At 48.8% G+C, this 13377-nt stretch carries 11 protein-coding genes and 1 other annotated feature; of the genes, 8 read left to right on the forward strand and 3 right to left on the reverse strand.

What is annotated here, in order from left to right; all coding sequences use genetic code 11:
* Positions 1 to 128: 128 nt before the first annotated feature.
* The 5 genes from ACAN56_RS31650 to ACAN56_RS31670 all read left to right on the forward strand — a co-directional run bounded on the left by ACAN56_RS31650 (position 129) and on the right by ACAN56_RS31670 (position 4627).
* Positions 129 to 1253: a hypothetical protein gene (locus ACAN56_RS31650; RefSeq protein ID WP_379147769.1), complete on the forward strand. Its 1125-nt coding sequence runs from the start codon at positions 129 to 131 to the stop codon at positions 1251 to 1253.
* Positions 1254 to 1924: 671 nt separating this feature from the next.
* Positions 1925 to 2446 (forward strand): GNAT family N-acetyltransferase, encoded by a 522-nt coding sequence (locus ACAN56_RS31655; RefSeq protein ID WP_379147771.1) that lies wholly within the window; start codon positions 1925 to 1927, stop codon positions 2444 to 2446.
* A gap of 410 nt (positions 2447 to 2856) precedes the next feature.
* Positions 2857 to 3720: a copper amine oxidase N-terminal domain-containing protein gene (locus tag ACAN56_RS31660; protein ID WP_379147773.1), complete on the forward strand. Its 864-nt coding sequence runs from the start codon at positions 2857 to 2859 to the stop codon at positions 3718 to 3720.
* A gap of 40 nt (positions 3721 to 3760) precedes the next feature.
* Positions 3761 to 4168 (forward strand): DUF7674 family protein, encoded by a 408-nt coding sequence (locus tag ACAN56_RS31665; protein ID WP_038596762.1) that lies wholly within the window; start codon positions 3761 to 3763, stop codon positions 4166 to 4168.
* 36 nt (positions 4169 to 4204) lie between these two features.
* Positions 4205 to 4627: a macro domain-containing protein gene (locus tag ACAN56_RS31670; protein WP_379147775.1), complete on the forward strand. Its 423-nt coding sequence runs from the start codon at positions 4205 to 4207 to the stop codon at positions 4625 to 4627.
* 776 nt (positions 4628 to 5403) lie between these two features.
* Here the strand turns inward: ACAN56_RS31670 and ACAN56_RS31675 are convergent.
* Positions 5404 to 6465, reverse strand: a complete 1062-nt coding sequence (locus tag ACAN56_RS31675) for an LLM class flavin-dependent oxidoreductase (protein WP_379147777.1) — start codon at positions 6463 to 6465, stop codon at positions 5404 to 5406.
* A gap of 228 nt (positions 6466 to 6693) precedes the next feature.
* A complete protein-coding gene (locus tag ACAN56_RS31680; protein WP_156130961.1) occupies positions 6694 to 6852 on the reverse strand; it encodes a hypothetical protein in 159 nt (52 codons plus the stop codon).
* Positions 6853 to 7027: 175 nt separating this feature from the next.
* Here ACAN56_RS31680 and ACAN56_RS31685 point away from each other — a divergent pair, with 175 nt between their 5' ends.
* Positions 7028 to 8140, forward strand: coding sequence for a WG repeat-containing protein (locus ACAN56_RS31685; protein WP_379147779.1), 1113 nt, complete (start codon positions 7028 to 7030; stop codon positions 8138 to 8140).
* A 65-nt stretch (positions 8141 to 8205) separates the two neighbouring features.
* Here the strand turns inward: ACAN56_RS31685 and ACAN56_RS31690 are convergent, their stop codons facing one another.
* On the reverse strand, positions 8206 to 9405 hold the full coding sequence (locus ACAN56_RS31690) for an oxalate decarboxylase family bicupin (protein WP_379147781.1): 1200 nt from the start codon (positions 9403 to 9405) through the stop codon (positions 8206 to 8208).
* Between the two features lie 157 nt (positions 9406 to 9562).
* Here ACAN56_RS31690 and ACAN56_RS31695 point away from each other — a divergent pair, with 157 nt between their 5' ends.
* Positions 9563 to 11119, forward strand: coding sequence for a tetratricopeptide repeat protein (locus ACAN56_RS31695; protein WP_379147783.1), 1557 nt, complete (start codon positions 9563 to 9565; stop codon positions 11117 to 11119).
* Between the two features lie 49 nt (positions 11120 to 11168).
* Positions 11169 to 11426 (forward strand) — a binding site (T-box leader).
* Positions 11427 to 11514: 88 nt separating this feature from the next.
* Positions 11515 to 13218 carry a glutamine--tRNA ligase/YqeY domain fusion protein gene (locus tag ACAN56_RS31700; RefSeq protein ID WP_379147785.1) on the forward strand — a complete coding sequence of 568 codons (1704 nt, stop codon included), beginning with the start codon at positions 11515 to 11517 and terminating at the stop codon, positions 13216 to 13218.
* Positions 13219 to 13377 lie beyond the last annotated feature (159 nt).

Raw genomic sequence — 13377 nt, forward strand, 5'->3', positions numbered from 1 at the left:
TGTTTTTTTCTGGAAGAGAGGAGTTCAATGAAGGCGGGGTCTGATCTATAAATAAACCGCCGGTCCGGGACTGTAGCCTAATCGCCTTCCACTGAATACATTTGAAAGATAAGATGATTCAGGAGAGGATGTTGGCCGTGCAAGCTGTTCCTCATGATTATGTTCAAGGATGGATCGCCTACACGTCGGACCGCGCCGGAACGTTCGACATTTGGCTGTACCGACCGCAGGACGGTTTTAATTTTCAACTTACCAAGGGACTGGGTGCAGAGTTTTCCGTTCCTTATTGGTCTCCTGACAGCAGGAGAGTCGCTTTCATTGGCGTTGGCAACGTGGTCTACCTAATAGATACCGTCACGTTTAGGGCTGCCCGGATCGACCAAATCGAACCCTACACGCTGCTGGATTGGTCCCCCGACAGCAAATTTCTGGCGTATGTCAAAAACGGGCGAATCGTCATCTACGATACATTCTCCCATAACAGCAATAGCATCCCGGAGCCGGATGCCAGTGATGTCCAATGGTTCCCTTCGGGCACGGAGCTTTTGTTTGCTGCTCCGGATTCCACCGGCAACACCCAGCTCTACCGCATCCGGACAGATGGTACAGTCAGGAGACAAATCACGCAGAATACGGAAGGGCCGCTGCATGATGTTAGGCTTTCCCCGGACGGAGCCTTCGCGCTTTATACGTTTCCCGGCAGCAGCATCTCAATCATTTCCACGGTGGATCTGGCCACCGGCACCATCTACACGCTGGAAGGGGGACCGCTCGCCAAAAACTATTTTCCAGCATGGTCCCCGGACTCCCGAACCATCGCTTATAGCGCAACCGATTATAAGGCACCAAATTATTATTCTCTCATCCAAATGGACAGCCGTACCGGTCAGCAGCAGAAGACTATAGCGGCTTCGGATTGTTTCGCGACTCCCGTCAGCTGGTCGCCGGAAGGCAGCAGAATCGCGTATTTATCGGGATGCACTGATGCAGGAAGAGCAGCTCAACTCTGGATTGTCGATATTAGAGCGCCGATGCCGGTGAATGTCCTCAGCGGTGGTCATATTACCGCCCTGCAATGGTCTCCTCGTGTCAGGGTGCCGAAAAGCATCTACACAAACTCCGTGTACCGGGTATCCTTTCCGTATCCCTCAGACTGGCGCCCGGTCAGCGAAGTGAGGTATGAAGGGCATACCCCCGCCCAGTCCAAATCGGGGGAATGTTCTACAATTATTTTATTCTGTGGGCCGACGTAACCCATATCCGCCAAATTGGCGGGCGGCTGTCGTTCCATTAGCTAACCTTGCAGCGAACCAGCCCATTGAGGGCTGGTTTTTTGTAGTTCTTAAATGAAGCTGACTAAGTGGGGGCACTAGAGAGTGTCTTTAAACTGGAAGAGCTCTGGGGAAGCAGGGATTTAGTATTGAAGGTAGGGTCCCTCAAGCCCGCAGCGGGTTCGTTTACTCGGACTCAGGAGACGCTATGAAGAGTAAAACCCCTGTTTATTCTCTTTTGCGGACCCAGCGGACCTTATCTGCGCTGCATTCTATCTAAAAATGGCCATCGGGGAGAAATAACTGCACTGGAGTCCGTTTCCCTACTGTAACAGGCTAAAAGCCCCAAATAAGTGCAGATCGGTCCGTTTGTACTGCCAGGAATACACTTTCCAGACACACACACGTCTTCGGAAGAAGAGCGAAGTCTCTGAAACCCCGAGACGTAAGCCTCCACCGAAAAAACTACCTAGTGGCGAAACGCCTTTCATCGCGTGTGATCAGAAAATGGTACTGTACCCGTGATTCCTTAGAATGCATACATCAGCAGGTTTTGGCGAGTGAAGTGGTTTGAAGACACGCCCTAACTGAACATGGTAAAATATGCGTTAAATAAAATTGGATGGATTGGTAATATCCAGAGGGGGTTAGCAATGATTATTAGAGAATCCAAGATTTCAGATGCTAAAGGGATAGCAAAAGTACATGTGGATTGTTGGAGAACCACTTATAGAAATATAATGCCTGACGAATTTTTAGAGAAGCTGTCTTATGAACAGAGGACCAGATTATGGATGAGGAATTTATCAAAAGATGATAATTATGTCTTTGTAGCAGAAAATAACCTTGGAGAAGTTATTGGATTTGCCGATGGCGGAAAAAGAGAAACGAATACAGTAGAAAACTCAGGGGACTTAACCTCGATTTATGTCCTTGAACAATATCAAGGATTGGGGATAGGAAGGCAGCTTTTAAGAATACTATTTTTACAATTTGAAAAGCTGAGTATAAACAGGGTATTTGTTGAGGTTTTGGAGGGCAACAAATCTCGTTACTTCTATGAAGCCTTTGGTGCTGAATGGATTCAAACGGAAAAGGTGAAGATTGCAGGTTCTGAATTGAACCTATTAGTTTATGAATGGAAAGGTATTGGGTCTGTGCTTAATCATACATAAGCGCGAAGGGCAGCAGGCGATATTGCTGCTGCCGTTTCTCAAATTATATAGAATGAACTTAATAACTATCCAAAAAGGCAAAAGTAACGGAGGGGGATTTTGGAACTGTAGGAGCGATAGCGACCGCCTTTGTCACCGGATTTCCACCGCAAATAGCGGATTAAATCAAGAAATTCTTACGACAACAGCGGCCGGAAGTCCAAATATTCACCGTAGTTACGTCCTCGCCAAGATGGAAAATCCTTGAATTCAATTTATATAGTCGAACTAATCACATGCAACGGGACTATTTGAATTTATAGAAAAAATTTCCTTTTAGCGGCGTCTATAAATAATGAAAACTAATTGCGGAGGCAGATAAAATGAAGGGAAAAATGATGCTCCTCATTTGTACTCTTATAGGGTGTACTATGTTTACGATGCACTCTGCCCAGGCAGCTGCGCTTCAAAATGAACTTCACTTAAACATAAACGGGGTGCAGACGGGGGATCAGAAACCCATCGTAGTGAACAATGTAACGTTAGTGCCGATTCGTACGGTTTCCATTATTCCAAATGTAAATGTAGATTGGAGCAGCAAAACCAAAACTATCACGGTAACTGACTCTGTAACAAAGGATAGTCTGAAATTAACAGTGGGCAGCAAGGAAGCAATTGTAAGCGGGGAACGGGTAACGCTTAAGACGCCTCCTGTAATCAGAGATGGAGCGGTGTATGTTCCTTTTCGGTGGATTGGGGAAGGGATTAAGGCAAATGTGGTATGGGATGCGCCAACAAAAACTGTAGTTATTTATAAGACGAGTCAAGAGTTGTTGAAGGATTCGGTCAGTGCTGATCTGGTCAAGTCCAGAAATGCAGCGCTTGATTTGCCGCGTATTACGCTGCAGGATGACCTAATCCCGGATCAAGAAGGCGGAGCGGGCGGAACTTATTATTTTCAATATGGGAAAAGCAATAGCTTTATCTATGAATACAGAGGTATCTCCACCTACTATAAAGTCATCAATGGAGCGGCCTGGGGGGTATGGCAAGGGAAGGAGGTACTTCAGATCGGAAACGGATTTAAGATTAATATGATGAAACCCAATGGAGAAGAGTGGGGAACCCGTCCTGATTACAGCGGGAAGGTCAATTATTTCATGGATCTGTGGAAAATGGAGGAAGTGAAATACGGTACGTTTGACGAAGCGGGTAATGTGATTTTTAGTGCTTCCAAATCTTTTCCGGCTGGAGCTAAGGATTTTATCTCGGAAATTCCCGGGGAACAATCCTAAAGATAAGGTAGCAGAACCTGAATACAAATAGAGGTGATACATGAGTGCCTGGAGAAGAATAGGGCTTGAGTTATTTTATGATCTTAGGTTTCAGTTTAATGAAAAAGAGGACTCGATTTATTCTTTATTAGTGTGGTTAAGAGATAGACTTGTTGAAGCACATAGGAATAAGGATTGGAAAGAACAAGATAAGATTTATAATTATGCGGAGTGGTGTTTTAACCAATACCGGAGAAGTCCGTATCTGAATAATGCAATTTGTGTCGGCTTCTATGAGCATTTAGTTCAGGATGAGATGACTCTGCAAGCTATTCCATATAAGATTAAGCCTTATATTTTTGAAGCGGTCCGAACATTGTTCGAGTGGATGTTAAGCCAGCAGGAAGGGAAGTACAAGGAGCTATTGGAAGAGTACAATAAAGTAAATAACACGGATTTTGAAAATTGATAGATTTCACTATATCCTTGCACGGAGTGAATGCCGATGGAATTTCAGGAGATAAAGAAAGACTTGTTTTCAATGCCGGAAGATTACTGTCTGGCCCATTGTATTTCAGCGGATGCTAAGATGGGGGCTGGAATTGCTGTACAGTTTAGGAAAAGATTCAAGCTGTCCTCCCTTCAAGAGAAGGCCAACAGGAATGAATTACTCGTAGGTGAATGTTACAAAGTGGAGCGAGTGTTTAACTTGATAACGAAGTCAAAGTACTGGCAGAAGCCTACTTATGATACGTTAACGTTGTCCTTAAGAGCAATGAAGGAAATATGTCTGCAGGAAGCCGTCAATCAAATAGCTATGCCTGAAATTGGCTGCGGCCTGGATAAATTGCAATGGGAAAAAGTGAAAGAGATTATAATGAAAGAATTTAGTGATACCCCTGTACAAATCACTGTTTGCAGATTGTAGATTAGTTGATAACCTGAACCCGTACTTGCTGCGGGTTTTTCGCGAATAATCTGGGAATGAATGAACTTTATTAAAGCTTATGAAGGAAATCAGGAAATCAAGGAAATCGGGAGTTGTTAAATCATGAAGAAAGCTGGCACTTTATTATACCTTTGTTCCATTATCGTAATGGTATTAGCGGGATGCAGCCGTACTGACGCCGAGCCGGTACATGAAGTGAAGCTGGAGCAGCTAGGTAACGGGGCAAAGAGCTTTGTTGAGCAGATCAAAGAAAAGAATGGGTTGTATTTATATTCTCCGGCCGCTGAAGATCAGTACCTGATTGTTAATTATTCAAGCGTAATTCAAGGAGAGGAAGCCCAATTTCTGAATTCGCTGCAAGCAGAGGCGGAAGATCAGACGCTCACAATAAACCTTGAAGAACTCGGGACGATGGANTGTTAATTATTCAAGCGTAATTCAAGGAGAGGAAGCCCAATTTCTGAATTCGCTGCAAGCAGAGGCGGAAGATCAGACGCTCACAATAAACCTTGAAGAACTCGGGACGATGGACTATCAGGATAAAAGATTGGAGGGAATGAGGATTTTCGAGCTGGGCAATGCCCAGGACTATGGGAGTATACAGATTCACAAAAACGGAAAATCAGCCGTGTTTGATTCCGTAGGCGGCTGATAAGGATGGATTCTTATACCCCCAAAAAAAGGGATGTCTGGGCGGCCACGTATTTCCTGGCTTACCGGACATCCCTTTTGTATGAGAACTTAATAGGATTGACTTAGCCGCGGGCAAGCTCCTTGCGCACGATTGGCGCAACCTTGGTGCCGAGCAGCTCGATGGCGCGCATGACTTCACGGTGCGGCATGGTGCCGACATTGACGTGAAGGAAGAAACGTGTAACGCCCAGGTTCTTATGCAGCAAAATAATCTTCTCGGCGACATATTCGGAGTCACCGACATATAGAGCTCCACGCAGGCTGCGGGCATCATCATAAGCTGCGCGGTTGTACGACTGGCTCCAGCCCCGTTCCCGGCCAATGACATTCATTTGCGCCTGGGTGGAAGGATAGAACAAGGCTGCGGCCTGCTCGGTGGTTTCCCCGACAAAGCCGTGTGAATGTGTGGCAATCTGCAGCTTGCTAGGATCATGTCCGGCGCGTGCGGCGGCATCTTTGTAAAGCTTCACAAGCGGGGCAAACCGCTCCGGCATTCCGCCAATGATGGCGAAAGCGACCGGAAGCCCCAGCGTCCCTGCGCGGATCGCCGACTCCGGATTTCCCCCGGTGGCGATCCAGACCGGCAGCGGGTCCTGAACGGAGCGGGGGTATACTGCAAGGTTATCGATGGCCGGACGATGGCCGCCGCGCCAGGTTACCTTCTCTGATGCGCGGATTGCCAGCAGCAGCTCCAGATTCTCTTCAAATAATTCGTCATAATCCTCCAGGCTGTAGCCGAACAAGGGGAAGGATTCAATAAACGACCCCCGGCCTGCCATAATCTCCGCTCTTCCGTTCGAAATGCCATCCAGGGTAGAAAAGGCTTGATAGACGCGAACCGGATCATCTGAGGACAGAACGGTAACAGCACTGGTTAATCTGATCTGCTTCGTCATAGCCGCAGCTGCCGCGAGTACAACCGCGGGAGAGCTGCCCGCGTAATCTGCACGGTGATGCTCGCCTATTCCATATACATCAAGGCCGACCTGATCGGCGAGAACAATTTCTTCGACCGCTTCGCGCAGTCTTTCCGCATGGCTCATCACCTTGCCGGTCACCGGGTCGGGCGTAGTTTCCAAAAAAGTGCTGATTCCTATCTCCATACTATTTTCCATTTGGGCCATTGTAATCCGCCTCCTTCATCTTTTTATATTACTATACTTTTTAATGTTTCTCAACTTTAGTAAGTGAAAAAGATGCGGATTTTTGTGGAAGTGCAGATTAAGCGAATGCGAGCTTGAGCTAACCGCTGTTCGAGAAGCTTGTCCGGTGTCCGGCAGATTGTTATCAGAAAAAAAGCCTGCTGCCCCAGTGATACCCCGGGCAGCAAGCGGATTCAGGAGTGCATTTCTTTAGAATTTCCCCTTATTGACGGCGAGCTGTACGATCATAATGACAAGAACGAGCAGTGCAATGAGCTGATCTGTACTCATGAGTCCGACCTCCATTCCTGTGAAAGAATGGCTCTTCGGACCGGCATCTCCTCTCCAAGATGCTGCTTCGCTCCCCATTATCAGAATATGAGCTCCTACACGCTGTTAGTACTTCACGAAATAAATAATTCATACAGCAACTTTGGCCAATTAACATTGAATGCAACAGAAGCTGCACAACAGTCAACGAAACTTTTTCCATAATCAACACGTCTATATATTAGGTAAAATAAGGAAGTGGAGGCTTTCAGACATGTTCAAAAGAATCGGAATGGCATTATTGACTTTGAGTCTTACTACCGCAATTGCGGGAACCGGATGGGCAGCTCCTTCTCCGGCACAGATTGATGTCTCCCAAACGTCGTTTGACTTTGATACCGCTAAGCCAAACAGTGACGCAGAGTTTCATCATGGGCTGCTGCTTGCAGTGCAGGCTGATGGAGATCTTGTTTATTATGATCGTACCGGCAAACAGGCTTTTGTCCTCCCGGTGGGTATAGTGCCAGTAACAGACTTTGCTGAGCAGCGGGCTGTTGTGATGGATTCGGCAACCGGACGGTATGGCTATATTAACACGAAGGGAGTTGTAGCCATTCCCTGCCAATATGCATCCGCCGGAAATCTGTCGGGTGGTGTAGCCCATGTGGTGCTTGCAGAGGGGGCGGGCGAAGCCCTTATTGACCGGGCAGGCAAGGTGGTTACTACACTAACGGAGAAATATAGCTCGGAATTTTATTTTTCGGACGGACTGGCATTAGCTTACGCGCCAAAGGGCGGGAAGATCGGATTTATCAATACTTCCGGCAAACTGGTTATTCCCTATCAATACACCGAAGCGAGAGGATACTCCCAAGGTTTGGCTCTTGTGAAGAACAGTGCGGGGCTGTACGGATATATCAATACGGCGGGAAAACCAGTGATTCCGTTTAAGTACAAAGGGGGAAGCGACTTCTCAGAAGGACTGGCGTCCGTGATGAATGCGAAGGGCAAATGGGGATTTATTAACAAGCAGGGCAAGCTCAGCCTTCCTTTTCAATATGAGAATACCGGTGATTTCAGTGAAGGCCTGGCCAGCGTATACAATTCTGCAGGTAAAGTTGGCTTCATCAATAAACAAGGCAAGCTGGTCATCGGTTACCAGAAATACAATAGAGCCTTTTCGTTCAAAGAAGGCATAGCTTTAGTTGGCATCAGCAACCCGGCCGACAATTCCAAAGACAAATATGGTTACATCAACACCAAGGGCGAACTGCTGACCAAGCTTATCTATACGGGAGAATCCTCATCGTTCAGTGGCGGCTATGCCGTGGGGATGACTGCTCAAGGAACAGGTTATATTCTGACCAAACAAGGATTAGCCAAATAAAATCATCAATCTGCATAATAAGGAACGGCCTGGACAGCATTGTCCTAGCCGTTCCTTATTTGTTGTTACTCCTCGCGTTTCGGGAATCCGTAGCCCGGATATTCCACTACAGGCCATTTCACCTTACGCAATGCATTTAGCAGCTCCGGCCCGGCATTCAGATTGCTGCCCACCAGCTGATGGGGAGTCAGGGCCATCCACTGGTTCAGGGAGACGTCGGCGAAGCGGTCGCTTTTGAACATTTCCAGAAACCAGAGCGTGTCTGTGCCGGTATTCTGGATATAATGTCCATAAGCAAAAGGGACATACCCAACGTCTCCGGCTCTATAATTGAAGGTACGGGCTGCGCCGTTTCCCCCGAAGACGGTCATCCGTCCTTGCCCGGCAAGATAATATTGCCACTCATCATTATTCGGGTGCCAGTGCAGTTCCCGCATGGCCCCGGGTTCAATCTCCACCAGTGCCGCGGCAATGGTCCGGGAGATCGGAAAATTGGAGGAGTCGACGATTCTTACACTTCCTCCCGGGGTCTTCAGTGGAGGCTGGGCCAATAATTGATGTTTAAAGCTCAGCGGGATTTCCCCATAAGGCGATTGCACCTTTTGACTCTGTATTGTACCAGGCACCTGATCCTGATAGATATAGACCTGATCGTTCGGTATGCAGTCAAAGGCGGCAGCGGGCACGCCGAAATTCGCCGCCAGGACTTCCTTGGGCGTATGGGCGAACCAATCGGAGATCGACAGTGTATTCAAATCGGAGAAGCTGCCATCATCAAAGACGAGCAGGAATTCGCAGCCTTCGGCAAGTCCTTGAATGGAATGCGGAATACCCGGAGGGAAATACCATAGATCTCCGGGGCCGATGTCGGCAATGAAGTTGCGGCCGTTCTGATCCACGGAGGTGATCCGCGCGCTCCCGATCAGCATATAAGACCATTCCGCCTGCTGATGCCAGTGCAGCTCCCGCACTCCGCCGGGCGTCAGGCTCATATTGACCGCTGCCAGAGTCGTGGCGACAGGCAGTTCCCTTACCGTAACTTCCCGTGACCAGCCGCCGCAGTTCAGCTGCATATGGGTATCGGAGAAGGAAAACTTCAGATTCGGAATCAGTCCGTTGTCCGTGGGGGGAGGAACGAACATATCCGGGTTCTCGCGGTCCCGCATAATATCGCGCGGCCCGCGGTCGATATTGCCTGCACCGTCGCTTCTTATCGGCTGGGGGATTTTCATTGTTCCGGCTGAATCCTGTTCAGTGGAATCCATAGATTAAGCTCCTTTCCATATCCGAAAATACATCAATGGGAATATATATGCCGGAAGCCGATTTTTATGAATGGCAGCGGAATGTGGGACACTGGACATGATATTGGATATAATTATTAATATTCAACAAGAATTATAGAGAGCAGGTTTAGAGAACATGACGAATAGCGAACAACAACGCTACCGCTTTAGTGAAGCGCCGATTTGGGAGCTGCAGCGGTCATATTACGAGGAATTGGGCTTGCAAGCCTGGAAAAACGACCAGGTTCCGCAATATATTACGAGCAACCCGATGATCGGAACAGCCTATGCTGAGATGATCTTCGGCTTCCTGCAAGACCGTTATGCACTTGGCCAGACCGATGAGCCGGTTATTATTCTGGAAATGGGTGCGGGGGCAGGCAGACTAGCCTTCCAGGTGCTGCAGAAGCTAAGCGAATTGATCGACTATGCGGGGATTAAGCTGCCTCCATTCCAATATGTAATGAGCGATCTGCCGGTCAAAAATATTGCCGGCTGGCAGCAGCATCCCGGCCTGATCCCTTTTGTTCAGCAGGGAATCCTTGATTTCGCGCGCTTTGACGCGGTCCATGATACCGAGCTGCACCTGACGCACAGCGGCAACGTGATCCAGGTGGGCGGACTGAAGCAGCCGCTGCTGGTAATCGCCAACTATTTCTTTGACAGCATTCAGCAAGAACTGCTCTATATCGACGAAGGCAAAATTTATGAATGCGAGGTTTCCCTAAAGTATCCGGAGGAAGCCGAGTCGATGGGGACTTCAGAGGTGCTGAAGGGGATCATTCCGGAATATCATTACAGCCGTGCAGCCGGGTATGAAGAGAAGTCGTATCCGTATCACGTGGTGGCGGACTACTACCGGAAGAAGCTGGAGGATACCCATATTCTGTTCCCGGCTACGGCGCTGGCTTGTATGGAACGGCTGGACAGTCTGTCCCAAGCGGGCTTTCTGCTGTTGACCGCCGACAAGGGCGATCACCGGCTGGAGAACTGGGAGTTTGCAGAGCCCCCTAAGCTGATGCATCACGGAAGTATCTCCTTAACGGCCAATTATCACGCGATGCAGTACTTTTTTGAGCAAAAGGGTGCACTTTCGCTGTTCACCCCGCATCATTATAAGAACCTGAACGTTGGCTGTATTCTGAAGCTTAAAGATCCGGCGAGCCATGTGCATACCCGGCTGGCTTACCGGAGATTTGTCGACCGGTTCGGACCGGATGACTTCTTCAGCCTGAAGGTATGGGTGGATCAGAACTTCGATAGCATCGGGCTGCAGCAAATTCTCGCTTTCTGGCGTCTCGGCGGATATGATGCTGAGCTGTTCATCCAGAGCGCTGAGCGTATTTCCAGCCTGCTGGAGGATGCGAATGACGAAGAACTGCTGGATCTCCAGCATGGCATACAGCAGATGTGGGCAGGATATTACCCAATGCCCCAGAGGTATGATCTGGCGCTGGATAGCGGACTGCTGCTGTTTGAAATGGATATGTACCGCGATGCCCGCATGTTCCTGGAACGCTCGCTTCATGAGAGTGAGGAAGAGCCGGTAATTACAGTGCTCTATTGTCTGGCGATTTGCAGCTATGAGCTGGAGGATCTGGAGGCGGCACTGGATTATACACGCAAAGCCCTTGTCCTGGAGCCGGAACATGAGGAAGCCTTGGACCTGCTGGCCGCGCTCAGTGAAGGGTAAGCCGCCTCTTTACAGGGGCAGGGATTGTTTGGTATTCTATACAAAATAATGACACGCGATGATGAGAAGAGTAGATAATTTCATTCCTTCACAGAGAGCCCCGGATGCTGAAAAGGGGCAGGGAATGTTTTGTTGAAACAAGCCTCTGAGCGGCGTATCGGAACCGGCAGCCGGGGATGGTACGACAGGTGCTCCTGTTACAGAGCTAGAGTATAAGCCTTGCTTTCAGCAATGCCGTACTTGATGAGTTTAATATGGCGACATATTAATAAACCTGGGGTGGTACCGCGAGAATCTCGTCCCCAAGACGCAAAGTCTTGGAGGTGAGGTTCTTTTTTGTTGCGCAGAATTACTATTTAGGAGCGGTTATTGCACACACACAGGAGGGTTTAGCTATGAGTAATGTAAATGAGATGCCAGAAGAGAAGAATGAAGAGAACTATATGGAGAAACTGATCAGGGAAGATGTGGAGGGCGGCGTCTACAGCAGAGCGGTCTGCACAAGGTTTCCCCCGGAGCCGAACGGGTATCTTCATATCGGCAGCGCGTTTGCGATTCATACCAACTATGACATGGCCCGCAGATTCAATGGAGTATTTAATCTGCGCTTTGATGATACCAACCCGCTGAAAGAAGATATGGAATATGTGAAGGCCATCATTGAAGATATCGAGTGGCTGGGCTGCAGCCCGGGTGAGCATATTTATTACGGCTCCGACTATTCGGAGCAAATCTACAGCAGCGCGGTGGCCTTGATCCGCAAGGGCAAAGCCTATGTCTGTGATTTGTCTCCTGAGCAGGTCACCGCCTTCAGAGGGACTTTAACCGAACCGGGAACGAACAGCCCTTACCGGGAGCGCACGGTGGAAGAGAATCTGAGCCTGTTCAGCGGAATGAGAAACGGTGAGTATCCTTCCGGGTCCAGGGTGCTGCGGGCCAAAATAGATATGGGCTCGCCCAACATCAATCTGAGGGACCCCATACTGTACAGAATCATTCATGCCGAACATTACCGGACAGGGGAGGCGTGGTGCATTTATCCGCTGTATGATTTTGCCCATCCCATTCAAGACGCCATTGAAGGCGTAACACATTCCTTGTGCTCTCTGGAATTCAAGGATCACCGGCCGTTGTACGAATGGGTGCTGAATGAGCTGGAGACCGCCGAAGCGCCCAAGCAAAGGGAATTCGGCAGGGTTAACCTGACCGGTGTTGTCACCAGCAAACGTTACCTCCGGCAGCTGGTTGCCGGCAATTATGTGGAAGGCTGGGATGATCCAAGACTGCCCACGCTTCGCGGACTGCGGAGAAGAGGGTTTACGCCGGAGAGCATCAAGAGCTTTGTGATGGGGATTGGCATGGTCAGAAATCAGACAATGGTTGACTTCTCGATGCTGGAGCATAGCCTGAGACAGGACTTGAAAGCCAAAGCGCCTAGTGTAATGGCGGTGCTTGATCCTTTAAAGGTTGTGATCACCAATTATGCCGGGCAAGCCGGAGAGAACTTTGAATTGCTGGAGATAGATAACAACAGTGAGAATCCAGAGCTAGGCACAAGAAAGGTCCCTTTCTCCGGAGTCGTATATATCGAGCGGGAGGATTTCATGGAAGAACCGTCTCCGGGCTTTCGCCGTCTGACGACGGGCGGAGAGGTGCGGCTGAAGGGGGCTTACATTATCAAATGCAATGAAGTGATCAAGGACGCGGCAACGGGGGAGATCACTGAGCTGCGCTGTACCTATGACATTGAAACGAAGAGCGGAAGCGGCTGTAACGGGCGGAAAGTGAAAGGAACGCTCCACTGGGTATCTGCCGGTCACGGCATTCGGGCAGATGTATATCTGTACGAGAAGCTGCTCAAAGACAACGAGGGTCCTAAGGGAGATACCGGGACATGGGGAGATGTCATTAACCCGGATTCGGTGAAGCTTCTGAAGAATTGCCTGTTGGAGCCATTTGTGGAAGGGGCATTGCCGGAGGCGAAATTCCAATTTATGCGCCATGGATATTTCTGTGCCGACAGCAAGCACAGCGGCGGAGACCGGCTGGTATTCAACAGAATTGTTCCACTGAAGGATAGCTGGAAGGGGAAGAAATAGCTATTTGAGGAAGCGGGCAAGAACAGGGGATTTCATCCTGAATCTTGCCCGTTTTTTTAAAATTCAAGATTTTATATGCTTCACGCTATAAATTATTCTTCTATTTCTCGCTGAAACGGATACCGTCCTTTTGAGGACGGGGAAGGCGTATCCACTTGT

The sequence above is a fragment of the Paenibacillus paludis genome, assembly GCF_042610515.1.
Lineage (GTDB): Bacteria > Bacillota > Bacilli > Paenibacillales > Paenibacillaceae > Paenibacillus_AQ.